The 25,229-nt window shown below is 53.5% G+C and carries 27 protein-coding genes and 1 other annotated feature; of the genes, 13 read left to right on the forward strand and 14 right to left on the reverse strand.

Annotated features, from left to right (window positions below; translation table 11 throughout):
* Window positions 1-238: 238 nt before the first annotated feature.
* From clpB to rluD, 3 genes are all read right to left on the reverse strand, one after another.
* A complete protein-coding gene (clpB, locus tag G6Q29_RS20440) occupies window positions 239-2,812 on the reverse strand; it encodes an ATP-dependent chaperone ClpB (protein WP_017692862.1) in 2,574 nt (857 codons plus the stop codon).
* 129 nt (window positions 2,813-2,941) lie between these two features.
* The gene (gene yfiH / locus G6Q29_RS20445; RefSeq protein ID WP_165466049.1) at window positions 2,942-3,673 is read right to left on the reverse strand and encodes a purine nucleoside phosphorylase YfiH; all 732 of its coding nucleotides are present in this window, start codon (window positions 3,671-3,673) and stop codon (window positions 2,942-2,944) included.
* Window positions 3,670-4,650 carry a 23S rRNA pseudouridine(1911/1915/1917) synthase RluD gene (rluD, locus tag G6Q29_RS20450; protein ID WP_023314684.1) on the reverse strand — a complete coding sequence of 327 codons (981 nt, stop codon included), beginning with the start codon at window positions 4,648-4,650 and terminating at the stop codon, window positions 3,670-3,672. Before rluD ends, yfiH begins: the two co-directional genes overlap by 4 nt.
* 131 nt (window positions 4,651-4,781) lie before the next feature.
* Here rluD and bamD point away from each other — a divergent pair, with 131 nt between their 5' ends.
* From bamD to pheA, 4 genes are all read left to right on the forward strand, one after another.
* A complete protein-coding gene (gene bamD, locus G6Q29_RS20455; RefSeq protein WP_003863164.1) occupies window positions 4,782-5,519 on the forward strand; it encodes an outer membrane protein assembly factor BamD in 738 nt (245 codons plus the stop codon).
* A 267-nt stretch (window positions 5,520-5,786) separates the two neighbouring features.
* The gene (gene raiA / locus G6Q29_RS20460; RefSeq protein WP_003863162.1) at window positions 5,787-6,128 is read left to right on the forward strand and encodes a ribosome-associated translation inhibitor RaiA; all 342 of its coding nucleotides are present in this window, start codon (window positions 5,787-5,789) and stop codon (window positions 6,126-6,128) included.
* 104 nt (window positions 6,129-6,232) lie between these two features.
* Window positions 6,233-6,358, forward strand: a sequence feature (Phe leader region).
* Entirely contained in the window at window positions 6,234-6,281 is a 48-nt protein-coding gene (gene pheL / locus G6Q29_RS20465) for a pheA operon leader peptide PheL (RefSeq protein ID WP_100229775.1), read from the forward strand. (Overlaps the previous feature by 48 nt.)
* A gap of 30 nt (window positions 6,359-6,388) precedes the next feature.
* The gene (pheA, locus tag G6Q29_RS20470; protein ID WP_165466050.1) at window positions 6,389-7,549 is read left to right on the forward strand and encodes a bifunctional chorismate mutase/prephenate dehydratase; all 1,161 of its coding nucleotides are present in this window, start codon (window positions 6,389-6,391) and stop codon (window positions 7,547-7,549) included.
* On the opposite strand, the gene G6Q29_RS20475 is transcribed toward pheA, so the two are convergent.
* Genes G6Q29_RS20475 through aroF form a run of 3 tightly spaced genes read right to left on the reverse strand, consistent with a single transcriptional unit; the run spans window position 7,546 to window position 10,681 of the window.
* Entirely contained in the window at window positions 7,546-8,418 is an 873-nt protein-coding gene (locus tag G6Q29_RS20475; RefSeq protein WP_165466051.1) for an SMP-30/gluconolactonase/LRE family protein, read from the reverse strand. The two genes, pheA and G6Q29_RS20475, sit on opposite strands and share 4 nt — an antisense overlap.
* 60 nt (window positions 8,419-8,478) lie before the next feature.
* Window positions 8,479-9,600: a bifunctional chorismate mutase/prephenate dehydrogenase gene (tyrA, locus tag G6Q29_RS20480; RefSeq protein WP_165466052.1), complete on the reverse strand. Its 1,122-nt coding sequence runs from the start codon at window positions 9,598-9,600 to the stop codon at window positions 8,479-8,481.
* 10 nt (window positions 9,601-9,610) lie between these two features.
* Window positions 9,611-10,681 carry a 3-deoxy-7-phosphoheptulonate synthase AroF gene (gene aroF / locus G6Q29_RS20485; RefSeq protein ID WP_006811632.1) on the reverse strand — a complete coding sequence of 357 codons (1,071 nt, stop codon included), beginning with the start codon at window positions 10,679-10,681 and terminating at the stop codon, window positions 9,611-9,613.
* Between the two features lie 212 nt (window positions 10,682-10,893).
* Between aroF and G6Q29_RS20490 the strand changes: the two genes are divergently transcribed.
* From G6Q29_RS20490 to G6Q29_RS20505, 4 genes are all read left to right on the forward strand, one after another.
* Complete coding sequence (locus G6Q29_RS20490) at window positions 10,894-11,268, forward strand: DUF2799 domain-containing protein (RefSeq protein WP_165466053.1); 375 nt, start codon at window positions 10,894-10,896, stop codon at window positions 11,266-11,268.
* 153 nt (window positions 11,269-11,421) lie between these two features.
* On the forward strand, window positions 11,422-11,958 hold the full coding sequence (locus tag G6Q29_RS20495) for a YfiR family protein (RefSeq protein ID WP_165466054.1): 537 nt from the start codon (window positions 11,422-11,424) through the stop codon (window positions 11,956-11,958).
* A complete protein-coding gene (gene dgcN, locus G6Q29_RS20500; protein WP_165466055.1) occupies window positions 11,951-13,171 on the forward strand; it encodes a diguanylate cyclase DgcN in 1,221 nt (406 codons plus the stop codon). Before G6Q29_RS20495 ends, dgcN begins: the two co-directional genes overlap by 8 nt.
* A 12-nt stretch (window positions 13,172-13,183) precedes the next feature.
* On the forward strand, window positions 13,184-13,669 hold the full coding sequence (locus G6Q29_RS20505) for an OmpA family protein (RefSeq protein WP_165466056.1): 486 nt from the start codon (window positions 13,184-13,186) through the stop codon (window positions 13,667-13,669).
* Between the two features lie 2 nt (window positions 13,670-13,671).
* On the opposite strand, the gene G6Q29_RS20510 is transcribed toward G6Q29_RS20505, so the two are convergent.
* The 7 genes from G6Q29_RS20510 to ffh all read right to left on the reverse strand — a co-directional run bounded on the left by G6Q29_RS20510 (window position 13,672) and on the right by ffh (window position 19,088).
* Window positions 13,672-15,042 carry a PepSY-associated TM helix domain-containing protein gene (locus G6Q29_RS20510; RefSeq protein WP_165466057.1) on the reverse strand — a complete coding sequence of 457 codons (1,371 nt, stop codon included), beginning with the start codon at window positions 15,040-15,042 and terminating at the stop codon, window positions 13,672-13,674.
* Window positions 15,043-15,079: 37 nt separating this feature from the next.
* Window positions 15,080-15,484, reverse strand: coding sequence for a DUF2946 domain-containing protein (locus G6Q29_RS20515; protein WP_165466058.1), 405 nt, complete (start codon window positions 15,482-15,484; stop codon window positions 15,080-15,082).
* A 132-nt stretch (window positions 15,485-15,616) separates the two neighbouring features.
* On the reverse strand, window positions 15,617-15,964 hold the full coding sequence (gene rplS / locus G6Q29_RS20520; protein ID WP_002914145.1) for a 50S ribosomal protein L19: 348 nt from the start codon (window positions 15,962-15,964) through the stop codon (window positions 15,617-15,619).
* Window positions 15,965-16,007: 43 nt separating this feature from the next.
* Window positions 16,008-16,775, reverse strand: a complete 768-nt coding sequence (gene trmD, locus G6Q29_RS20525) for a tRNA (guanosine(37)-N1)-methyltransferase TrmD (RefSeq protein WP_014884877.1) — start codon at window positions 16,773-16,775, stop codon at window positions 16,008-16,010.
* A 31-nt stretch (window positions 16,776-16,806) separates the two neighbouring features.
* Window positions 16,807-17,346 carry a ribosome maturation factor RimM gene (rimM, locus tag G6Q29_RS20530; RefSeq protein WP_006178053.1) on the reverse strand — a complete coding sequence of 180 codons (540 nt, stop codon included), beginning with the start codon at window positions 17,344-17,346 and terminating at the stop codon, window positions 16,807-16,809.
* 15 nt (window positions 17,347-17,361) lie between these two features.
* On the reverse strand, window positions 17,362-17,610 hold the full coding sequence (rpsP, locus tag G6Q29_RS20535; RefSeq protein WP_003863133.1) for a 30S ribosomal protein S16: 249 nt from the start codon (window positions 17,608-17,610) through the stop codon (window positions 17,362-17,364).
* A 116-nt stretch (window positions 17,611-17,726) separates the two neighbouring features.
* Complete coding sequence (ffh, locus tag G6Q29_RS20540; protein ID WP_003863132.1) at window positions 17,727-19,088, reverse strand: signal recognition particle protein; 1,362 nt, start codon at window positions 19,086-19,088, stop codon at window positions 17,727-17,729.
* Between the two features lie 166 nt (window positions 19,089-19,254).
* Between ffh and G6Q29_RS20545 the strand changes: the two genes are divergently transcribed.
* Window positions 19,255-20,046 (forward strand): cytochrome C assembly family protein, encoded by a 792-nt coding sequence (locus tag G6Q29_RS20545; RefSeq protein WP_207309796.1) that lies wholly within the window; start codon window positions 19,255-19,257, stop codon window positions 20,044-20,046.
* Window positions 20,047-20,065: 19 nt separating this feature from the next.
* On the forward strand, window positions 20,066-21,352 hold the full coding sequence (locus G6Q29_RS20550; protein WP_165466312.1) for an HlyC/CorC family transporter: 1,287 nt from the start codon (window positions 20,066-20,068) through the stop codon (window positions 21,350-21,352).
* Between the two features lie 51 nt (window positions 21,353-21,403).
* Here the strand turns inward: G6Q29_RS20550 and grpE are convergent, their stop codons facing one another.
* On the reverse strand, window positions 21,404-21,997 hold the full coding sequence (gene grpE, locus G6Q29_RS20555) for a nucleotide exchange factor GrpE (protein ID WP_165466060.1): 594 nt from the start codon (window positions 21,995-21,997) through the stop codon (window positions 21,404-21,406).
* A 122-nt stretch (window positions 21,998-22,119) separates the two neighbouring features.
* Here grpE and nadK point away from each other — a divergent pair, with 122 nt between their 5' ends.
* The 3 genes from nadK (at window position 22,120) to bamE (ending at window position 25,222) form a co-directional block, all read left to right on the forward strand.
* Complete coding sequence (gene nadK, locus G6Q29_RS20560; protein WP_017383004.1) at window positions 22,120-22,998, forward strand: NAD(+) kinase; 879 nt, start codon at window positions 22,120-22,122, stop codon at window positions 22,996-22,998.
* Between the two features lie 85 nt (window positions 22,999-23,083).
* Window positions 23,084-24,745: a DNA repair protein RecN gene (gene recN / locus G6Q29_RS20565; RefSeq protein WP_165466061.1), complete on the forward strand. Its 1,662-nt coding sequence runs from the start codon at window positions 23,084-23,086 to the stop codon at window positions 24,743-24,745.
* A 138-nt stretch (window positions 24,746-24,883) separates the two neighbouring features.
* Window positions 24,884-25,222 carry an outer membrane protein assembly factor BamE gene (gene bamE / locus G6Q29_RS20575; RefSeq protein WP_003863121.1) on the forward strand — a complete coding sequence of 113 codons (339 nt, stop codon included), beginning with the start codon at window positions 24,884-24,886 and terminating at the stop codon, window positions 25,220-25,222.
* Window positions 25,223-25,229: the final 7 nt, after the last annotated feature.

The following is a 25,229-nucleotide window of genomic DNA, read 5'->3' on the forward strand; positions in this document are numbered from 1 at the left end:
TTTCCCGCTTCAGAGTCAAGCGTTTATTTTGCTTTTCTCTGCTGACCCGGCGGCTTGCGTGCCGTTGTTCCGTGTCAGTGGAGGCGCATTATAGGGAGTAATTCCGAACCTGCAAGGCTAAAGTGAAAATTATTTACTGACTGCTCACTTTCCAGGCAAATCACGCTCCAGACATCAATTCTCGCCTGGTTTTTAAACAAAAACGAGCCGCACGCGGCCCGTTTTTGCGTTTTGTGATTTACTGCACTGCCACAATGCGATCGTCGTTGGCTTCCAGACGGATAACTTTGCCCGGAACCAGTTCTCCGGAGAGGATTTGCTGTGCCAGCGGGTTTTCGATCTGCTGCTGGATAGCACGTTTTAACGGACGCGCACCATAAACAGGATCGTAACCATTCTCGCTCAGCAGCTTCAGCGCATCGTCGGAAATGTGGATTTCATACCCACGCTCTTCCAGACGTTTGTACAGACGCTGCAACTGGATCTGCGCAATCGACGCAATGTGTTTCTCACCCAGCGGATGGAACACGACCACTTCATCAATACGGTTGATGAACTCCGGACGGAAGTTTTGGCTGACCACACCCAGCACCAGATCTTTCATATGGCTGTAATCCAGCTCACCGAAGCGTTCCTGAATCAAATCGGAACCCAGGTTCGAGGTCATGATAACCACCGTGTTACGGAAGTCGACCGTTCTTCCCTGCCCGTCCGTCAGACGCCCATCATCCAGCACCTGCAACAGAATGTTAAACACGTCAGGATGAGCCTTTTCCACTTCATCCAGCAGGATGACGGAATAAGGACGACGACGAACCGCTTCCGTCAGGTAACCGCCTTCTTCATAACCGACATATCCCGGAGGCGCACCGACCAGACGCGAGACGGAGTGTTTCTCCATAAATTCGGACATATCAATACGCACCATCGCGTCATCGCTGTCGAACATAAAGTTAGCCAGCGCTTTACACAGCTCGGTTTTACCGACACCGGTTGGCCCCAGGAAAAGGAACGAACCGATTGGACGATTAGGATCGGACAGCCCCGCGCGGCTCCGACGAATGGCGTTAGATACCGCTTCGACCGCTTCATTCTGTCCAATGACGCGCTGATGCAGATCCTGCTCCATACGCAGCAGTTTCTCGCGTTCGCTTTCCATCATGCGAGCCACAGGAATACCCGTCCAGCGCGCCAACACTTCGGCAATCTCGGCATCCGTCACTTTATTACGCAAAAGACGCATGGTTTTGCCTTCCGACTGCGTGGCGATCTCAAGCTGTTTTTCCAGTTCAGGGATCTTGCCGTACTGTAACTCGGACATCCGCGCCAGATCCCCAACGCGACGCGCCTGCTCAATGGCAATTTTCGCCTGCTCCAGTTCCGCCTTGATTGTCTGGGTACCAGAGAGCGATGCTTTCTCAGCTTTCCACTCTTCTTCCAGCTCAGAATACTGGCGCTCTTTCTCATCCAGTTCTTCATTGAGCATATCGAGGCGTTTCTTACTTGCTTCATCAGACTCTTTGTTCAGCGCCTGCTGTTCCAGCTTGAGCTGGATGATGCGGCGATCGAGCCGGTCCAGTTCTTCCGGTTTCGAGTCAATCTGCATACGGATGCTGGACGCCGCTTCATCGATAAGGTCGATGGCTTTATCCGGCAACTGACGGTCGGCAATGTAACGATGCGAAAGCGTCGCCGCCGCAACGATGGCCGGGTCTGTAATCTGCACATGATGGTGCAACTCATAACGCTCTTTCAGACCACGCAAAATGGCGATGGTATCTTCAACGCTTGGTTCAGCGACAAACACCTTCTGGAAGCGACGCTCCAGCGCGGCGTCTTTTTCAATGTACTGACGATACTCGTCCAGCGTAGTGGCGCCGACGCAGTGAAGTTCACCACGTGCAAGCGCAGGTTTCAGCATGTTCCCGGCATCCATTGCGCCGTCAGCTTTACCCGCCCCCACCATGGTGTGCAGTTCGTCGATAAACAGGATGACGTTACCTTCCTGTTTCGCCAGATCGTTCAGCACGCCTTTCAGACGCTCTTCAAACTCACCGCGATATTTCGCCCCAGCCACCAGCGCGCCCATATCCAGCGCCAGTACGCGACGGCCCTTCAGCCCTTCAGGGACTTCACCGTTGACAATACGCTGCGCAAGACCTTCAACGATGGCGGTTTTACCGACGCCTGGCTCACCAATCAGCACCGGGTTGTTTTTGGTACGGCGTTGCAGTACCTGGATAGTCCGGCGAATTTCTTCGTCACGGCCAATCACCGGGTCAAGTTTGCCCTGCTCGGCACGTTCGGTCAGGTCGACCGTAAATTTCTTCAAAGCCTGACGTTGGTCTTCGGCTCCCTGGTCGTTCACGCTTTCACCTCCGCGCATTTTCTCAATCGCCTGGGTCACATTAGCGGTGGTTGCACCGGCGGATTTCAGCAGGTCGGTTAAGGTACCGCGTGATTCAAGCGCCGCCAGAACAAACAGCTCTGACGAAATAAAGTTGTCCCCACGTTTTTGCGCCAGCTTGTCGCAAAGGTTCAGCACGCGCACCAGATCCTGTGACGGCTGCACGTCGCCGCCGGTACCTTCCACCTGCGGTAAACGGCTCAACGCCTGATCGATGGCGGTGCGTAACTGACCGGCATTAATGCCAGCGGACGTTAATAAAGGACGTACCGATCCCCCTTCCTGATTCAGCAAGGCGCTCATTAAATGAAGAGGTTCGATAAATTGGTTGTCGTGCCCCAGTGCGAGGGACTGGGCATCGGCGAGAGCAAGCTGGAATTTATTAGTAAGACGATCCAGACGCATAACTCCTCCCATAACAGGTCAAATTTGCTACTGGAGATTAAATGAGGTCATCCCTCAATTATTCAAGGTTAATGACCTGAATTATGTGAAAAGAAAACGGCGCGTGCCGGATCGTCTTGATTCTTTAGGTTATATCAGCCAAATAAAACTTGCCATACGACCCGTAGCCTTGTCGCGGCGATAAGAGAAAAAATCACCCTTTTCGGTGAAAGTACAGCGATCTCCGCCGAAGATCTGCGTGACACCGACGCTTTTCAAGCGCTGATGGGCAAGCTGGTAAATATTCGCCAGATATTTTTCACCGGAAGGCAAGAAGGCCTCATCGGCCTGCGGATCTTTTTCCATGAATGCTTCGCGAACTTCCGGCCCCACTTCAAAGGCACGAGGGCCAATCGCAGGCCCCAGCCAGGCCATGATATTGGCGGGATCATCCTTAAAGCAGGCGACAGTCTCTTCCAGCACCCCCTCACACAGCCCACGCCAGCCAGCATGTGCAGCAGCCACTTCAGTTCCTGCCTGATTGCAGAACAACACCGGCAGGCAATCAGCGGTCATCACCGCGCAAACCGTTCCCGGCGTATTGCTGTACGACGCATCGGCGCGTTTAGACGCATAGGGCTCACCTGTCAGCTTCAGCACCGCTTTACCGTGCACCTGCTCAAGCCAGACCGGTTTTGAAGGAAGGTTTCCCGCAGCAAAGAGGCGTTTACGGTTCTCTTCAACGTGCTCCAGGTTATCACCACAGTGCGCACCGAGGTTCAGAGACTCCCACGCGCCCTGGCTCACGCCACCGATACGGGTCGAACTACAGGCGGCCACGCCTTCAGGCAGTGGCCACTCCGGGACAATCAGTTTGGTCATAACCAGTCCACGTGATCCTTATGTTCTTCGAAATCTGCGCGCATCGCGTCGATAAGTTCCACCATATCCTGTGGGATCGGCGCATGCCATTCCATCTGAATCCCGGTGATGGGGTGGTAAAGACGCAGCATCGTCGCATGCAACGCCTGGCGATCGAATTTACGCAGCACGGAGATGAATTCATCCGATGCGCCCTTTGGCGGACGCGGACGACCACCGTAAACCGGGTCACCCACCAGCGGATGGGTAATATGCGCCATGTGCACGCGGATCTGGTGAGTACGCCCGGTTTCCAGACGCAGACGCAGGCGCGTATGAATACGGAAATGTTCCATGATGCGGTAGTGGGTCACCGCCGGTTTACCCATCGGGTGTACGGACATATGCGTACGCTTGGTTGGGTGACGGCTGATAGGCTCTTCCACCGTGCCGCCAGAGGTCATATGACCAATCGCCACCGCCTCATACTCACGGGTGATTTCGCGCAGTTGCAAAGATTCCACAAGACGGGTCTGAGCGGGAATCGTCTTCGCCACGACCATCAGACCCGTGGTGTCTTTATCCAGACGGTGAACAATACCGGCACGCGGTACGTCGGCAATCGGCGGATAATAATGAAGGAGTGCGTTAAGTACCGTACCGTCAGGATTGCCCGCGCCCGGATGAACAACAAAATCGCGCGGCTTGTTGATGACGAGAATATCGTCATCTTCGTAGACGATATCGAGCGGGATATCCTGCGGCTCGAAGCGGATTTCCTCTTCGATTTCAGCATTGATGGCGACAGCTTCCCCACCAAACACTTTCTCTTTTGGTTTGTCCCAGATCTTGCCGTTTACCAGCACGCGCTGGTCAAGGATCCATTCTTTTATGCGTGAACGCGAATAATCAGGGAACAATTCGGCCAAAGCCTGATCTAAGCGTTGACCGAGCTGATTTTCGGAGACTGTTGCGGTGAGTTCTACTCGTTGTGCCATAAACTGCTTCTTCGTTTAACGTTGGGTTTTACGGCTTTGCCGTTTAATATAGTGTGCTATTGTAGCTGGTCTTAATCGGGAGCAGGAACTGAGTTTCTCCCGGACAAACATTTGAGGAAAGTCAAAACGTCATGACGCGCATGAAATATCTGGTGGCAGCGGCCACGTTGAGCCTGGCTTTGGTGGGCTGCTCCGGTTCGAATGAACAGGTCCCTGACAATCCGCCGAATGAAATCTATGCGACTGCACAACAAAAGTTGCAGGACGGTAACTGGAAACAGGCGATAACGCAACTGGAAGCGTTGGATAATCGCTATCCGTTTGGTCCGTATTCGCAGCAGGTACAGTTAGATCTTATCTACGCCTACTACAAAAATGCCGATCTGCCGCTGGCTCAGGCAACGATCGATCGTTTCATGCGTTTGAACCCTACCCATCCTAACATCGATTACGTAATGTACATGCGCGGCCTGACTAACATGGCGCTGGATGACAGTGCATTGCAGGGCTTCTTCGGGGTGGATCGTTCCGACCGTGACCCGCAACATGCGCGTGATGCTTTCAATGACTTTTCCAAACTGGTGCGTAGCTACCCGAACAGCCAGTACATTACCGATGCCACTAAACGTCTGGTGTTCCTGAAAGATCGTCTGGCGAAATACGAGTACTCCGTAGCGGAATACTACACCCGCCGTGGCGCATGGGTTGCCGTGGTTAACCGTGTAGAAGGCATGCTGCGTGATTATCCGGATACGCAGGCCACGCGTGATGGCCTGAAGCTGATGGAGAATGCGTATCGCCAGATGCAGATGACGGCTCAGGCTGACAAAGTGGCGAAAATCATTGCCGCGAACAGCAGCAACACCTGATACCGCTACAACGCATAACGGCAGCCCGCAGGCTGCCGTTTTTTTATTCTTTCAGAGTTACGCTGAAGCGGTTTAGCTTCGACACATCCATTCAACTATGACCGCAATTGTTGGCTTCGACAAGGTAAATCTCACCTCTTCCTGCCCTGCCTCACAAAAAAGATTCCCTGACAAAAACCGACAAAATAACGTGATCCAAATCACACATTTTGACATTAGGTCGGGTATGCTGGAATCACCAAGACGGAAAGACAAGAGGTAAAATTTATGACAATGAACATTACCAGTAAACAAATGGAAATTACTCCGGCAATCCGCCAGCACGTCGCAGACCGTCTCGCCAAACTGGATAAATGGCAAACACATTTGATTAATCCACATATCATCCTGTCCAAGGAGCCGCAGGGTTTCATCGCTGACGCAACTATCAATACTCCAAACGGCCATCTGGTCGCCAGCGCAAAACACGAGGATATGTACACCGCAATTAACGATTTGATCAACAAGCTGGAACGGCAGCTCAATAAAGTGCAACACAAAGGTGAAGCACGTCGCGCCGCAACCTCGGTGAAAGACGCCAGCTTCGCGGAAGAAGTTGAAGAAGAGTAGTCCTCTAAAATTGAGTGTACCGACAACGCGCCTCCGGGCGCGTTTTTTATTGACAGGATCAAAACAGTACAGGTACTTTAACCCTATCAATTTCAGGATGACCTTATGAAACAAACGCCGTTTTTCTTCGCATTCTTTTTTACCTTCCCCTGACCGGGAGGCGTTTCGTCGTGTGATAAAGAATGCGAAGACGAACAACAAGGCCTCCCAGACCGGGAGGCCTTTTTTATTGATAACGATAAAATGAGACAGACAACACTATGACACCGGAAAACCCGCTCCTGGATTTGCGCGTAAAAATCAGCGCGCTCGACGAAAAACTACTGGCTCTGCTGGCAGAACGCCGCGCGCTTGCCGTTGAAGTGGGTAAAGCCAAGCTGGATTCCCATCGCCCGGTACGTGATATCGACCGCGAACGTGATTTACTGGAACGGTTGATTCAGCTCGGCAAAGCGCATCATCTCGATGCTCACTACATCACCCGCCTGTTTCAGCTCATCATCGAAGATTCCGTTCTGACGCAACAAGCGCTTCTCCAGCAGCATCTGAACAAAACCAACCCGCACTCTGCTCGTATCGCCTTCCTCGGCCCAAAAGGTTCCTATTCTCACCTGGCGGCTCGCCAGTACGCCGCCCGCCATTTCGAAGAGTTCATTGAGAGCGGCTGCGCGAAATTTGCAGACATCTTCAACCAGGTCGAAACCGGCCAGGCAGATTACGCCGTGGTGCCTATTGAGAACACCAGTTCCGGCGCCATCAACGATGTTTACGATCTGCTCCAGCACACCAGCCTGTCGTTAGTCGGCGAGTTGACTATCCCTATCGATCATTGCGTGCTGGTCTCTGGCTCAACCGATCTGAGTCAGATCGAAACGGTGTACAGCCACCCGCAGCCGTTCCAGCAGTGCAGCCAGTTCCTGAACCGTTATCCGCACTGGAAAATTGAGTACACCGAGAGCACCTCGGCGGCGATGGAAAAAGTGGCGCAGGCAAACTCTCCTGCCGTCGCGGCACTCGGTAGCGAAGCGGGCGGCGCGCTGTATGGCTTACAGGTGCTGGAACGCAATCTGGCCAACCAGACGCAGAATATCACCCGTTTCGTGGTTCTGGCCCGCAAGGCCATCAACGTGTCGGACCAGGTCCCGGCGAAAACCACCCTGCTGATGGCGACCGGCCAGCAGGCGGGTGCGCTGGTTGAAGCGCTGCTGGTGCTGCGTAATCACAACCTGATCATGACGAAGCTGGAATCCCGCCCAATACATGGCAACCCGTGGGAAGAGATGTTCTATCTCGACGTTCAGGCCAACCTGGAGTCTGCATCCATGCAGAAAGCCCTGCGCGAACTGGGCGAAATCACACGCTCCATGAAAGTGCTGGGCTGCTATCCGAGCGAAAACGTGGTCCCGGTCGATCCGGCTTAACGTTCGATAAAGCGGCTTTTCTTCATTCCTGCCACATTTACAGGCAGGGTGAAGATGGCACCGGAAAGCGGGTATTTCTCCAGCTCCGCCGCCTCCATATTTTCCCGCGTGGTGGTGATAAACAGCGTTTTCATATCGTCGCCGCCAAAGCAGACCATTGTCGGGCAGCGTACCGGCAGCCGATACTCTTCCAGCTGTTCGCCTTGCGGTGAAAACCGTGCGATACGCCAGCCGTCAAACAGTGCGCTCCAGTAGCAGCCTTCCTCATCCATTGCCGCCCCGTCGGGTATACCGTCTCCCTCGCTAAAACGGTGAAATTCTTCGCGTTTGCCGGGTTCCCCCTGCACATCAAGCGGCGTTCGGTAGATCACACCGTTCGGCGTATCAGAAGTAAACATCCACCGTTCGTCAGGACTAAACGCTAAACCGTTATGCCCGTGAATATCGCACTGGATCACTTTCGGCGTCAGGTCGTTGTCGATACGCATCAGCATGGCGCCGTTATAATCTCCCGGCCCCCAGAACGTGCCCGCATAAAACCGTCCCTGACGATCGGTACCGCCATCGTTAAAGCGTGCAAGCTGCGGGTTGGACGGGTTATCGCAAACCTTACGCTGGAGCAGGCCATGTTTATCGGTCAGCCAGATGGCGTTTCGCATCGCGACGATAAATCCGCCGCGTTCACGCAGGGCAAAACACCCAACTTCTTCATGAAATGAGAGCACCGAGTGTTCCGCCGTGGGCAGATGGTACCGATGGATCTCCCCTTCCAGGATATCCGCCCAGTAGAGCGCCTTCTCTTCTGCACTCCACGTCGGGCATTCGGGCAGATGCCCGGTATAGTTCAACAGCAGCTGCGGTTCAGCCATGACAGTTCCCCAAAATGAAAAAAGCCAGCAATGCTGGCTTTCAGTATATACATCATCAGATTACTGGCGACTGTCATTTGCCTGGCGCAACAGCGTGCGGCTTTCACTCTGGAATCGCGTGGCGTAATCACCGAACCAGTGCTCCACTTTACGGAAACTGTCGATAAAGGCTTGTTTATCGCCGTGTTCCAGCAAGGTGATCGCTTCGCCAAAACGCTGATAATAGCGTTTAATCAGCGCCAGATTATTTTCAGACGACATGATGATGTCGGCGTAAAGCTGCGGATCCTGGGCAAACAGTCGCCCGACCATCGCCAGCTCCAGCCGATAGATTGGCGAGGAAAGCGCAAGCAATTGTTCAAGCTGAACGTTCTCTTCCGCCAGGTGCAGCCCATAGGCAAAGGTTGCAAAGTGGCGTAGCGCCTGAATAAACGCCATGTTCTGGTCATGCTCTACCGCGCTAATGCGGTGCAAACGTGCTCCCCAGACCTGGATCTGTTCCAGGAACCACTGGTAGGCTTCCGGCTGGCGTCCGTCACAGTAAACCACGACCTGCTTCGCCAGGCTTCCGCTGTCCGGGCCAAACATCGGGTGTAACCCAAGCACGGGGCCAGTGTGCGCCGCCAGCATTGCCTGTAGCGGACCATTTTTAACGGAGGCCAGGTCCACCAGTATGCAATCTTCCGGCAGCGGAGGAAGTTTCGCGATTATCTGCTCCGTCACATGGATCGGCACGCTGACGATAACCATTCCAGCGTCTTTCATCAGCTCCGGCGCGTGCGACCAGTCCTCTTTCTCAAGAATGCGTACCTGATAGCCAGAAAGCGTCAGCATTTTCTCAAACATACGCCCCATCTGCCCGCCACCACCCACGATTACCACCGGGCGCAGCGACGGACAGAGGGTTTTGAAGCCCTTGTCGTTTTCGCTGGAATAGGACTCGCGCATGACGCGACGCAGGACATCCTCAATCAAATCAGGTGATACGCCCAGGGCCTGCGCCTCTTTACGGCGGGAGGCGAGCATAGAGGCCTCACGCTCCGGAACGTAAATCGGCAGGCCGTATTTGCTTTTAACTTCGCCGACCTCAGCAACCAGAGCCATGCGGCGCGCCAGAAGATCCAGCAACGCCTTATCCACTTCATCAATTTGATCGCGTAAAGCGGTCAATTCAGCAACCATAACTACCCTCTTATGCCAGACGCGTCGCCAGCTGGCCGTTCAAATCTTTATGGATCTCACGCAGCAGCGCATCGGTGGTTTCCCAGCTAATGCAGGCATCCGTAACGGAGACGCCGGGCTTCATCGCGCTACGCGGTTGTTCCGATGACTGATTGCCTTCATGAATATTGCTTTCAATCATCAGGCCGATAATTGAACGGTTACCATCTTTTATCTGGGCAATCACAGATTCTGCAACCGCAGGCTGGCGACGGTAATCTTTATTCGAATTACCATGACTGCAATCTACCATCAGCGCCGGGCGCAGTCCCGCCTGTTCCATCTCTTTTTCACACTGCGCAACATCCGCCGGGCTGTAGTTTGGCGCTTTACCGCCGCGCAGGATCACATGCCCGTCCGGGTTGCCCTGAGTTTGCAGCAGGCATACCTGGCCCGCCTGGTTGATCCCGACAAAACGGTGGGGCATGGCGGCGGCGCGCATGGCATTAATCGCTGTGGCCAGGCTGCCGTCGGTACCGTTTTTAAAACCAACCGGCATAGACAGGCCAGACGCCATCTCGCGGTGGGTTTGTGATTCGGTGGTACGTGCACCAATTGCAGACCAGCTGAACAGATCGCCGAGGTATTGCGGGCTGTTAGGATCCAGCGCTTCAGTTGCCAGAGGCAGCCCCATGCTGACCAGTTCCACCAGCAGGCGACGCGCAATTTTCAGCCCTGCTTCCACATCAAACGAGCCATCCATGTGTGGATCGTTGATCAACCCTTTCCAGCCAACGGTCGTACGTGGCTTCTCAAAATAGACGCGCATCACCAGATAGAGGCTATCGCTGACCTCCTCCGCTAATGCTTTAAATCGACGAGCGTACTCAATGGCGGTTTCAGGATCGTGAATAGAGCAAGGACCACATACCACCAGCAGGCGCGGATCGCGGCCAGCGATAATGTCAGAAATGGTCTGGCGAGAGTGCTCAATCTGAGCTTCCTGCGCAACGCTCAGCGGGAATTCCGCCTTCAGTTGATCCGGGGTGATTAACACCTGTTCGTCAGTGATATGTACGTTGTTCAGCGCGTCTTTTTGCATGATTGCGATCCTGTAAAACTCGTTTGCGATAGTGGTTTTCCTCGAAGAGGTGACACAACGATATCACATCAAGTAAAGATTTCAATCCAAAATACGTACACATTACTTTACAATGACTCTCAAATTGCAAAAATGATGGTCTAAAAACGTAAAGTTAATATTACACATGCATATTTGTAAGCCAGGCTATGCTCACCAAAAGGAGAATAGCCATGCGTTCAATTGCTTTTATGTTGTTGTCGCTGATTTTGTCGGGTTGCCAGATCAATCCTTATACTTTTCAGCCTGACTGGACTAGCCCGGACTGGTTCACGGCCGGTAAAGAAGACGCTATGAATGGTGTTCCGGTTAAAGATAACCAGGCTCTGGCCGATAGTTTTAATGACCCTCAGGTCGATCGCGGGAAATATCTCCGCGGCTACGCTGACGGACAGAAAAAAATATGCGAAGAAGGCTTTATTTATGCCTGGGGATTAGCGGGAAAATCATTTCCTGCCAGCTGCGTTACAAATATAAATGCAGTAAAGCTGCGTGAATCCTGGCAACAAGGAATGGATGAAAGTATGACTTCCAGCAGACTTAATTGAGCCTGCCTAAATTTTCCTGAATATCGTTCGCTGTAAGATTTAGCTTAGGTCAAAACAGGGATATTTCTGACATAATGACGGCTTTGATAAACAATGGTATTCTGCCGACAATTCTTAAGGACATCTATTTCCGGGGTGGTTTGGCGGATTCTGATGAGAAATGCAATTTTGATCGCTTTGCTCCGACTCCCCCTGGCGCTAGTGCTGTTCATTATAGTGGCCCCTGTCACGGCAGGTTCGTTCACTGAAACGGATAAATCGGTACGTTCGATTGTTTCAGGTATTGTGAGCTACACCCGATGGCCAGCACTGTCCGGTCAGCCTAAGCTCTGTATTTATGCCTCTTCCCATTACCGTCAGGCGCTCAGCAGTGAAGATGAACACAACCCGTTGCCCTATACCCCTGTCATTGTGCAAAGCGATCGGGAAGCGCTCACCGCCATGTGTGATGCCCTCTATTTCGGGAGTGAATCACCGGCAAAACAACAAGAAATAATAAATCAATATCAGGGCCATGCGTTGTTATCAATGTCAGAGCAAAATCCTGAATGCGTTATTGGCAGCGGTTTTTGTCTGATAATAGAGCACGACCAGGTCAGGTTTTCCGTCAATCTGGATGCGCTGGCGCGCAGTGGCGTCAGAGTCAATCCGGATGTATTAATGCTCGCGCGGAATAAGAAGCATGAATAAGGATGTCATATCAACACCGCGTCCAACGTTTAAAAGAACGTTGCGACGAATCAGCATGATAAGCGTCATTATAACGATGACGTTTATATGGCTGCTGCTGTGTTTCGCTTCCGTGGTGACATTAAAGCAATACGCGCAAAAAAACCTCGAACTCACCGGCGCCACCATGAGCCACAGCCTTGAAGCTTCGCTGGTGTTCAACGATGCCGTGGCGGCAAACGAAACGCTCGCGACCCTCGGCAAGCAGGGGCAATTTGCCGTGGCGGAAGTGCTCAACGCGCATCATAAACGCTTTGCCTGGTGGTCATGGAACCCGGCGGATAATACTGACACGCTGGGCGCGCTGGTCAACCGCTGGTTGTTCCCTGTTCCTGTCGCACAGCCCATCATGCATAACGGCAATATGATTGGCGAAATTCGGCTGACCGCGCGAGACAGCCTGATTAGCCACTTTATCTGGCTTTCATTTGCGGTTCTCACCGGCTGCATTCTTCTTGCTTCTGCCGTCGCATTGACTATTACCCGCTCGCTCCATCATGGCATGGTCGCTGAAATGCAAAATATCACCGACGTTGTGCATGACGTTCGCACCAACCGCAACTTCTCTCGCCGGGTAACGGAAGGCCGCATTGAGGAGTTCCACCAGTTTGGTGAAGACTTCAACAGCCTGCTGGACGAAATGGAGGAGTGGCAGCTCAAGCTACAGGCCAAAAACGCTCAGCTGTTGCGTACCGCCATGCACGATCCGCTAACGGGGCTCGCAAACCGCGCCGCGTTTCGCAACAACATTGCGGCATTAATGAATGACGCTTCGGCAAAAACCAATTCTGCACTGCTGTTTCTCGATGGCGATAACTTTAAGTTTATCAATGACACCTGGGGTCATGCTGCGGGTGACTGCGTACTGATCGAAGTTGCCAAAAGGATGGTCGAGTTTGGCGAAAAACGTCATCAGTCTTACCGTCTTGGCGGCGACGAATTTGCCATGATCCTGTACGGCGTCCACGCCGCGCGTGAGGTGGAATATATTTGTGCTGCGCTGTCGCAGCAATTTATCCGTCCGTTTGATCTGCATAACGGGCACACAGCATCAATGTCACTTAGCATTGGCTTTGCTCTGGCGTCGGAAAATGCCTCCGTTGAGGCCTTACTGGAGCAAGCCGATCGCAATATGTATCTGGTCAAGAACCAGCGTTCCAAAACAATATCCTGAAAGGAAGACGATATGTTAAAGCAATATTTTGCGCCGTTGTTACTGGCATCACTGGTGATATCCGGATGCCAGACATCCGCTGAAGGGAAATTCACGCCAGAGCAAATTGCGGCCATGAAATCCTACGGCTTTAACGAACTGAATGGCGACTGGTCCCTGGGCCTGTCGGATAAGATCCTGTTTGATAAAAATGACGCCAGGCTGCGCCCGGAAAGTGAAACGCAGATCCAGACGATGGCCTCACGTCTGGCGGCAACCGGTCTGAATCATGCCCGCATGGACGGCCATACGGATAACTATGGCGAAGAGAGTTACAACGAAGCGCTTTCGTTAAAACGAGCCAATGTCGTGGCGGATGCCTGGGCTAAGGGTGCGAACATTCCGCGCAGCAACCTCACCACGCGGGGTTTAGGTAAAAAATACCCTGTGAGTAGTAACCGTACTGCGCAAGGGCGCGCTGAAAACCGCCGGGTTGCGGTGGTTATCAGCACGCCTTAAGGCTATTTAGTGGATGTCCCGGCGAGCGACATACCTGAAGCCGCTCGCCAGCGCAGCCAGTCAATCACGATAAATACCGCCAGACTGATGCCCATTACCGGCAGCGCCAGCCCCAGCAGGGCGCTTATCAGGAACGTCACTCCCCTTCCCCACAGCGGCAATGCCAGCCAGCTTTGACAGAGCGTCTGTACCGGGTTTGCCGGTGACGTCGCAGGGCGACGCATCCACCACATCCGGTATCCCCAGACAATCAACACACACAGCGCAACACCAAACGCGATGAGCAGCAGCTGATTTACCAGACCAAACAGGATCCCCATATGGAAATCTACGCCCCAGCGGGTCAGTTTTGCCATAAGCGGGAAATCCTCGAATCGGGTTCGGTCCAGAACCTGCATCGTACCGGGATCAACCGCAACGGCATCCACCTGAGTCGGCCAGCTGCGATCGATTTCCGTCACTGTCCAGGCGCGGTCCGCCGTTTTGGCCGGGCGGATCTCAAGCTTGCTGGCATCAATTCCCGCTTTACGCGCCGCACTTAATACGCCATCGAACTTCGTCATATCCATCGCCATTTCAGGCATCATCATGCCGCCATGGTGACCACGGTGTTCAGCGTGTTCGTCCATCATGACTGGCGCCCCTGAAAGCGTGGTGTTCACCTGAGGCGTAAGCCAGTTCATTTGTGCCCGGAGTTTATCGACATTTCCCCCCGCCCACTGCGACCACGTCAGGCCGGTTGCTGAGAACAACAGCATTCCGCCCAGCAGTATCCAGCCTAATGTCACATGCACACGACGGCGGTTCTGGAAACGATTGTTAATCCGCCGTTTGGGCCGGGTATAAAACCACAGGGCAATACCGCCCAGCGCGGCAACCCACATCCACGACGCGGCCAGTTCGCTATAAAGACGCCCGATATCACCCAGCATCAAAGAGGTATGCAAATAATCAATGATCTGGCGCAGCGGTAAAATTCCGCTGGTGCCGTACACCGTCATATCTCCCAGTACCGCCAGACTTACCGGATCGACAAAGATAGCCCGGTTTTCCGATGGCCCCAGCGTCGGGTCAGCAAACATCACGCGGGTGGTTTCGCCTTCAATCAGCCCCGGACGAACGGCGTGCAAACGCAAATCTGATCCCACGATTTTTTCCGCCACGGCAATTTGGTTCGCCAGCGGCTGCGGCTCGCCCACGGAGTCGGTGTGGAGCGCGTGCCGATAGAGGACATTTTCCAGCTGAGGGGTCGCCACATACAGCGTACCGGTTAACGCAGCGAAGAAGATAAAAGGGCCGACAAACAGCCCGATGTAGAAATGGAGGCGACGCAGCAGGTTTCCCCATGCCGCGCGCGGCGTACAGGTAGTCATACTTTTCCTTTTTAAGGCAGAAAGTTATAGATATTTTTTAAAGGGAAAAAGCAGACTGCCGCGGCGGCGCGCGGGTATCAGGGTAAAGCCAGGGGAAGAAGTGCCAGTGGTTGCTCGCCTGACGCGGCGGCTTCACGCGCAGCCGTTGCAGCACCACGCTGAGCAAGACAATCAGCGCCAGCATCACTCCCGGCACATGGGCTAAAAGCACGCAGTAGCCGCACGCTTCCGCATGGTCGACAGGCATCGTGTGCGGCATGTCGCCATGATGCTCGTCCATCGACATCATGCTCATGTCATGATGCATGCCCGGCATGGCCCTCATGGGATCTTTTTGCAGCGAGACGGAGATCAGCGGCGCAACCACGATCAGCAGGATCGCAAACAGCGCGATCAAGGCCGCTGCGCGTTTCCAGTTGTGCTGATGCAGTGCGTTATTCACGTCCCCTCCATTCAAGATGGCGAGCATTGTAAATGATTTATGTCAAAAGCGTTAACATGCGAGTGCGATGGAATAAAAAAAGGGCCAGCCTTTCGGCCAGCCCTTTCTAACAGGATGTCGCTTAAGCGAATCTTAGTTCAGACGCTCTTTAATACGAGCAGACTTACCAGTACGCTCACGCAGGTAGTACAGTTTAGCTTTACGTACAGCACCACGACGTTTAACAGCAATGCTGTCAACTACCGGAGAGTGAGTCTGGAAGACACGCTCAACGCCTTCGCCGTTGGAAATTTTACGAACAGTGAATGCAGAGTGCAGACCGCGGTTACGAATAGCGATAACCACGCCCTCGAATGCCTGCAGACGTTTTTTGGAACCTTCAACAACCCATACTTTCACTTCCACGGTGTCACCTGGACGGAAGGAAGGTACGTCCTGCTTCATCTGCTCTTGTTCAAGTTGCTTAATAATGTTGCTCATAATTTAATCTCTTATCCTGGGTAAACTGATATTCGGGAGCGTATTACGCCTTCCCATCATGTTCATGCTGCTGGTTCGCGTGTTCAGTTTTGAACTCGGCCAGCAACTTTGCTTGCTCTTCAGTCAGAGCCAGGTTTTCCAGAAGTTCAGGTCTTCTAAGCCAGGTTCGGCCCAGCGACTGTTTCAAACGCCAGCGACGTATCTCGGCATGGTTTCCAGACAGTAACACCGCCGGTACCTCCATCCCTTCTAACACTTCAGGACGAGTATAGTGTGGACAGTCCAGCAACCCATCAGCAAAGGAATCTTCCGTTGCCGATGCTTCATGGCCCAGAACCCCCGGAATGAACCGGGCGACGGAGTCAATCAGCGTCATTGCGGGTAACTCACCACCGCTGAGAACGTAATCGCCGATAGACCATTCTTCGTCAATCTCGGTTTGAATTACGCGCTCATCTATCCCTTCGTAGCGTCCACAGACCAGAATCAGCTTTTGATTCGTCGCCAGTTCGCTCACGCCCGCTTGATCAAGCTTGCGTCCCTGAGGTGACAGATAAATCACCTTCGCGCCTTCACCTGCCGCGGCTTTTGCTGTGTGAATGGCGTCCCGTAAGGGTTGCACCATCATTAACATCCCCGGTCCGCCGCCGTAAGGACGATCGTCCACGGTACGGTGCCGGTCGTGCGTGAAATCACGAGGACTCCAGCTCTGGATGCTCAGCAGGCCATTCTTTACTGCCCGGCCAGTTACCCCGTAATCGGTAATCGCGCGGAACATTTCAGGAAACAGGCTAATTATGCCAATCCACATAGCGCCGTCTTTTACCGTTTATCCGGAGAATTTAAAAACCAGGATCCCAATCTACTTCAATCGTTTGAGTAGTGAGATCGACTTTCTTGATAACCTGTCCATCGAGGAACGGAACCAACCGCTCCTTGATGCCAAATGCATCCTTCAGGTTTGCCTTAATGACGAGAACGTCATTTGACCCGGTTTCCATCATGTCGATGACTTTCCCCAGGCTGTAGCCTTCAGTGGTCACTACCTGGCAACCCATAAGGTCTTTCCAGTAGTAGTCACCCTCTTCCAGCTGCGGCAACTGCGACGAATCCACGACAATTTCACAATTAGTCAGCGCATTCGCGGCATCACGATCGTCAACGCCTTTCAGCTTGATGATGATGTCCTGATTGTGGTGACGCCAGCTTTCCAGCTCGACCTCTTCCCACTTACCGGCTTTCTGGATAAACCAGGGCTGGTAATTAAAAATGCTATCAGCGTCTTCAGTGGAGGAAAACACTCTGAGCCAACCACGGATACCGTAGCAAGAACCCATTTTTCCCAATACGATCGGTTCAACAGGTGCTTTATTGCTCATCATGACCACCGTGACAGATTAAGCTGCTTTGTTTGCTGCTTTGATCAGCGTAGCAACGCGATCGGAAACAGTAGCGCCCTGGCCAACCCAGTGAGCGATACGATCCAGATCCAGACGGGTTTCTTCTTCTGCGCCAGCGGCCAGTGGGTTGAAGAAACCAACGCGCTCGATGAAGCGACCGTTGCGTGCATTACGGCTGTCAGTCACAACAACCTGGTAGAACGGACGCTTTTTAGCGCCGTGACGTGCTAAACGAATAGTTACCATAACATCCTCTTGTGTGAATAAAACAACCGGGCCCCATCGAGGAACGGAGCCCGGGTGTCATATTAAAAGCCCGAAAATTTTACTCATTTCCGGGCAAAAAGCAATCTCAAAAGCGATTATCGCCCAGGAAAACCGGGCGGCATCATGCCTTTCATGCCGCGCATCATCTTCGCCATGCCGCCTTTCTTCATTTTCTTCATCATGCGCTGCATGTCGTCGAACTGTTTCAGAAGGCGGTTAACGTCCTGTACCTGCATGCCGCAACCGGCTGCGATACGGCGCTTGCGGGAACCTTTAATGATTTCTGGCTTCGCACGCTCTTTCAGCGTCATCGAGTTGATGATTGCCTCCATACGCACCAGCACTTTGTCATCCATCTGCGATTTGACGTTATCCGGGATCTGCCCCATGCCCGGCAGCTTGCCCATCAGGCTGGCCATGCCGCCCATGTTTTTCATCTGGCGCAGCTGCTCAAGGAAGTCAGTCAGGTCGAAACCGTCGCCCTTTTTCAGCTTGCTGGCGAGTTTTTCCGCCTGCGCGCGGTCAACTTTGCTCTCGATATCTTCGATCAGTGACAGCACGTCGCCCATGCCGAGGATACGGGAGGCAATACGGTCCGGGTGGAACGGCTCGAGCGCCTCGGTTTTCTCACCCACACCGAGGAATTTGATCGGCTTGCCGGTGATATGACGAATAGAGAGCGCCGCACCGCCGCGGGCGTCGCCGTCGACTTTAGTCAGCACCACGCCGGTTAACGGCAGCGCTTCGTTAAACGCTTTCGCCGTGTTCGCGGCGTCCTGACCGGTCATGGCGTCAACAACAAACAGGGTCTCTACCGGGTTGATAGAGGCATGCACCTGCTTGATTTCGTCCATCATCGCTTCGTCAACGTGCAGTCGACCGGCGGTATCCACCAGCAGCACGTCGTAGAATTTCAGCTTCGCCTCTTTCAGCGCCGCGTTAACGATGTCGACAGGCTTCTGCGCCACGTCGGACGGGAAGAAGTCCACGCCAACCTGCTCGGCCAGCGTTTCCAGCTGTTTGATCGCCGCCGGGCGATACACGTCCGCCGACACCACCAGCACCTTTTTCTTGTGCTTTTCGCGCAGGAATTTCCCCAGCTTACCGACGCTGGTGGTTTTACCCGCACCTTGCAGACCCGCCATCAGCACGACAGCCGGAGGCTGAGCCGCCAGGTTAAGCACCTGGTTCTCTTCGCCCATCGCCGAAACCAGCTCGTTACGGACGATTTTGACGAACTCCTGACCCGGAGTCAGGCTCTTGTTCACTTCATGGCCAACCGCTTTCTCTTTCACGCGGTTGATAAAATCACGCACGACCGGCAACGCAACGTCTGCTTCCAGCAGCGCCATGCGCACTTCGCGCAGCGTTTCCTTGATGTTCTCTTCGGTGAGGCGTCCACGGCCGCTGATGTTGCGCAGCGTGCGCGACAAACGATCGGTTAAATTATCAAACATTGTCTCTCGCCTGGGGTAGAAACGTTAGGTCGCCTGGGCGACACATACACAGAATTTTGCCGGAGTATAACATGAAGGCGCCTTTGTTGTTATGCAACGGTTGGAGCAGACGTCACGTAACGTTATACTGCTTCTCTTTCTTATTAAGACAACTGTCGACGCCTATATGCCTGTTTTCGCACTGATCGCCCTTGTTGCCTACTCTGTCAGCCTCGCGCTGATCATTCCTGGCCTGCTGCAAAAAAACAGCGGCTGGCGGCGCATGGCTATTCTTTCGGCAGCGATCGCACTGGTTAGCCACGCGTTTGCGCTGGAATCACGCATCATTCCCGGCGACGGCAGCGTGCAAAATCTGAGCGTACTTAACGTCGGCTCACTGGTCAGCCTGATGATCTGTACGGTCATGACCATTGTCGCGTCGAAAAACCGTGGCTGGCTGCTGCTGCCGATAGTCTACGCCTTCGCGCTGATCAACCTGGCGTTGGCCACGTTCATGCCCAATGAGTTTATTACCCATCTGGAAGCCACGCCGGGGATGCTGGTGCATATTGGCCTGTCGCTGTTCTCCTACGCGACGCTGATCATCGCCGCCCTTTACGCCATGCAGCTCGCCTGGATTGACTACCAGCTGAAAAATAAAAAGCTGGCCTTTAACCACGAAATGCCGCCGCTGATGGTGATTGAGCGTAAGATGTTCCACATCACCCAGGTCGGTGTGGTTCTGCTGACGCTGACGCTGTGCACGGGTTTGTTTTATATGAAGAATCTGTTCAGCGTGGAGAATATCGATAAAGCTGTTCTCTCCATCATTGCGTGGTTTGTCTATATTGTCCTGTTATGGGGCCATTATCACGAAGGCTGGCGCGGTCGTCGCGTGGTCTGGTTCAACGTTGCGGGTGCGGGCATTCTCACGCTTGCCTATTTTGGTAGCCGCTTCATACAGCAATTTGCTGGCTAAGTAACAAAAGGAGTTCCCCCTGGAACACATCTCTACCACTACGCTGATCGTCATTCTGATCATCATGGTGGTCATCTCCGCTTATTTCTCTGGCTCTGAAACCGGCATGATGACGCTGAACCGCTACCGGTTACGTCATCGTGCCAAGCAGGGTAACCGTGCCGCGCGTCGTGTCGAAAAGCTTCTGCGTAAGCCGGACCGCCTGATTAGCCTGGTGCTTATCGGTAACAACCTGGTCAATATTCTCGCTTCTGCGTTGGGCACTATCGTCGGGATGCGTCTTTACGGCAACGCAGGCGTAGCGATTGCCACAGGGGTGCTCACGTTTGTGGTGCTAGTGTTTGCGGAGGTGCTGCCCAAAACCATCGCGGCGCTTTATCCGGAAAAAGTCGCTTACCCGAGCAGCTTCCTGTTAGCACCGCTGCTTATTCTGATGATGCCGCTGGTCTGGCTGCTGAATATGGTGACCCGGGTGCTGATGCGCATGGTCGGCATAAAGGCCGATGTCACCATCAGTAGCGCGCTCAGCAAAGACGAACTGCGTACCATCGTGAACGAGTCCCGCTCGCAGATCTCCCGTCGCAATCAAGACATGCTCCTGTCGGTGTTGGATCTGGAAAAGGTCAACGTCGACGACATCATGGTGCCACGCAATGAAATCGTCGGGATTGATATCAACGACGACTGGAAGGCCATTGTCCGTCAGCTGACGCACTCCCCGCACGGACGCATCGTGCTTTATCGCGATTCCCTCGACGATGCCATCAGCATGCTGCGCGTGCGCGAAGCCTATCGTCTGATGACCGAGAAAAACGAGTTCACAAAAGAGGTGATGCTGCGCGCTGCCGACGAAATTTATTACGTGCCAGAAGGCACCCCGCTCAGCACGCAGCTGGTCAAGTTCCAGCGAAACAAGAAGAAAGTCGGCCTGGTGGTAGATGAATATGGCGACATACAGGGGCTGGTGACGGTCGAAGATATTCTGGAAGAGATTGTCGGGGACTTTACCACGTCAATGTCACCTTCCCTTGCGGAAGAAGTCACGCCACAGAACGACGGTTCGGTGCTTATCGACGGCAGCGCCAACATTCGTGAAATCAATAAAGCGTTTAACTGGCATTTGCCGGAAGACGAAGCGCGGACGATGAACGGTATGATTCTGGAAGCGCTGGAAGAGATCCCGGCGGCAGGTACGCGTGTGCGTATTGAGCAGTATGATATTGATATTCTGGATGTTCAGGACAACATGATTAAGCAGGTGAAGGTCCTGCCCGTTACGCCACTGCGGGAAAGTATTGCTGAATAGAACGTAGGCCGGGTGAGGCGAACGCCACCACCCGGCACTACAGGTAGCACATTACGCTTTCGCTTTCGCCACGGTCACCATCGCAGCACGAATAGTACGACCGTTCAGGGTATACCCTTTCTGCATCACGCCCAGCACGTTACCCGCGGCAACGTCTTCTGACTCGACCATCGCAATGGCCTGGTGAACGTTTGGATCCAGCGGTACATCCGTATCGGCAATCACTTCAACACCGAACTTACGCACCACATCCAGCATGGATTTCAGCGTCAGCTCAATGCCTTCAATCATCGCCGCGTTATCCGGATTAGCTTTATCCGCCACTTCCAATGCGCGATCCAGGCTGTCGATCACCGGCAGCAGTTCGTTGACGAATTTCTCCAGCGCAAATTTGTGCGCCTTTTCAACATCCAGCTCGGTACGACGGCGCAGGTTTTCCATTTCCGCTTTGATACGCAGTACACTATCGCGTTCGCGATTCTGCGCTTCTACCAACTGAGCTTCCAGGTTGGCAATTTTTTCATCGCGCGGGTCCACCTGCTCAGCAGACGTGTCTGGCTCTACGGCCTCAACGTCATCGTGCTGTTCCGTAATAATTTCTTCAGGGGCTTGCCCCTCAGGCGTTTTCTGTTCTTTACTACTCATGAATTTCTCCGCGTTTTTCTGCATTCATCTCGCTAACTTCGCTTATTATGGGGATCAGTTTCCTGGATTCAAGGGAACAAGGCAGATTGTCATCATTCATCAGGCACAAGGACCTCCAGAAAATGAATAATCATTTCAGGTGTATTGGGATCGTCGGCCATCCGCGTCACCCTACCGCATTGACGACACATGAAATGTTGTATCGCTGGCTGTGTGGCAAAGGGTATGAAGTGATGGTCGAGCAGCAGATCGCCCAGGAGTTACAGCTTAAAAGCGTCAGAACCGGTACGCTGGCGGAAATTGGCCAGCAGGCGGATCTCGCCGTGGTGGTCGGTGGCGACGGCAATATGCTGGGCGCGGCGCGAACGCTGGCTCGCTATGATATTAAGGTTATTGGTATTAACCGTGGCAATCTCGGTTTCCTGACCGACCTCGACCCGGACAATGCGCAGCAGCAGCTGGCGGACGTGCTGGAAGGCCACTATATCAGTGAAAAACGGTTTTTACTGGAAGCCCAGGTGTGTCAGCAGGACTGCCAGAAGCGCATCAGCACCGCCATTAACGAGGTGGTTCTCCATCCCGGTAAAGTGGCGCATATGATCGAATTCGAAGTCTATATCGACGAAATCTTCGCTTTCTCGCAGCGTTCTGACGGGCTGATTATTTCAACCCCTACGGGGTCAACTGCCTACTCACTTTCAGCCGGAGGCCCAATCCTGACGCCATCGCTGGATGCCATTACCCTGGTGCCGATGTTCCCGCATACGCTCTCGGCGCGTCCGCTGGTGATCAACGGCGATAGCACTATCCGCCTGCGTTTTTCCCATCGCCGTAACGACCTGGAGATCAGCTGCGACAGTCAAATTGCGCTCCCCATTCAGGAAGGTGAAGATGTTCTCATTCGCCGCTGCGATTACCATCTGAACCTGATTCACCCGAAAGATTACAGCTATTTCAACACATTAAGCTCCAAGCTCGGCTGGTCAAAAAAATTGTTCTGATTTTGCATCCAGCACTTTACTGTATATAAAACCAGTTTATACTGTATGCAAACACAGTCATGGTTTTTCATACAGGAAAACAATTATGCTGGCACAACTGACCATCAGCAACTTTGCCATTGTTCGTGAGCTTGAGATCGACTTCCATAGCGGAATGACGGCGATTACCGGTGAAACCGGTGCAGGTAAATCCATTGCCATTGATGCCCTCGGCTTGTGCCTCGGCGGTCGTGCAGAGGGTGATATGGTGCGCACAGGCGCAGCCCGTGCCGATCTCTGCGCCCGCTTCTCGTTAAAAGACACACCTGCCGCCCTGCGCTGGCTGGAAGCGAACCAGCTGGAAGACGGACGTGAGTGTTTACTTCGCCGTGTCATCAGCAGCGATGGCCGCTCCCGCGGCTTTATCAACGGCACAGCAGTTCCCCTTTCTCAGCTTCGCGAGCTGGGTCAGTTGCTCATCCAGATCCATGGTCAGCATGCGCACCAGCAGTTAATCAAACCCGAACAACAGAAAGCCCTGCTTGATGGTTACGCAGGTGAGTACGCGCTTACTCAACTCATGGCAGAGCACTATCGTCAGTGGCATCAAAGCTGCCGCGAACTTGCACAGCATCAGCAGCAAAGCCAGGAGCGTACCGCGCGCGCCGAGCTGCTGGAATATCAACTGAAAGAGCTGAACGAATTTAACCCGCAGGCAGGTGAGTTTGAGCAAATCGACGAGGAATATAAGCGTCTGGCCAACAGCGGCCAGCTGCTTTCCACCAGCCAGAATGCCCTGAACATGCTGGCGGATGGCGAAGACGTAAACTTGCAGAGCCAGCTGTACAACGTGCGTCAGCTTGTTACCGAACTGACCGGCATGGACAATAAACTTTCTGGCGTGCTTGAAATGCTTGAAGAGGCCGCGATTCAGATATCAGAAGCTGGAGATGAACTGCGCCACTACTGTGAGCGTCTGGATCTCGACCCGAACCGTCTGTTCGAACTTGAGCAACGCATCTCCCGTCAGATTTCCCTGGCGCGTAAGCATCACGTCACCCCGGAAGAGCTGCCGAATTATTATCAGTCTCTGCTGGAGGAACAGCAGCAGCTGGACGATCAGGCTGATTCACTTGAAACCTTGTCTCTGGCGGTCAATCTGCATCATCAGCAGGCGCTGGAAACGGCGAAACGACTTCACGACGTGCGACAGCACTATGCGCTTGAGCTTAGCCAGCACATTACCGACAGCATGCATACGCTGGCAATGCCGCATGGAGTATTCACCATTGATGTTCGCTTTGAAGAGCATCATCTGACGGCGGAAGGGGCGGACCGCGTAGAATTCCGCGTCACTACCAACCCTGGTCAGCCTTTACAGGCGATTTCGAAAGTGGCTTCCGGCGGTGAACTGTCGCGTATTGCCCTGGCCATTCAGGTGATTACCGCCCGTAAAATGGAAACCCCGGCGTTAATTTTCGATGAAGTGGATGTGGGTATCAGCGGCCCGACCGCAGCCGTTGTCGGCAAACTGCTGCGTCAGTTGGGTGAATCGACGCAGGTCATGTGTGTGACTCACCTGCCGCAGGTAGCCGGTTGTGGTCATCACCACTTTATCGTCAGCAAGGAAACCGATGGCGAAATGACGGAAACGCACATGAAGCCGCTGGATAAACGCTCACGCTTGCAGGAGCTGGCACGCCTGCTCGGCGGCAGTGAAGTCACCCGCAATACCCTCGCGAATGCGAAAGAACTGCTGGCGGCATAAACTTTTTCGGGATCTCAGGGTCATACAGAACAACAAAAACGCCGCCAGACCGGTTTCAAAGTGGGGCAAGGTCTATTATCATCGGCATATTACATATGAGCCGCGTACTGCTCGGGCCCGAAAAGGAATCAAATCACTATGCGCTGTAAAACGCTGACCGCTGCCGCAGCGGTTCTTCTGATGTTGACCGCAGGCTGTTCCACTCTGGAGAAAGTGGTTTACCGTCCTGACATCAACCAGGGGAACTACCTTACCCCTAACGATGTGTCCAAAATCCGCGTGGGTATGACACAACAGCAGGTCGCTTATGCCCTGGGTACCCCGATGATGTCCGATCCATTCGGCACAAACACCTGGTTCTATGTATTCCGCCAGCAGCCTGGTCATGAAGATGTGACCCAGCAAACCCTGACGCTGACCTTCAGCAGTGCCGGCGTGCTAACCAACATCGATAACAAGCCTGCCCTGACCAAATAATCAGGCG

This window comes from Enterobacter cloacae, assembly GCF_011078175.1.
Taxonomy (GTDB): domain Bacteria; phylum Pseudomonadota; class Gammaproteobacteria; order Enterobacterales; family Enterobacteriaceae; genus Enterobacter; species Enterobacter cloacae_Q.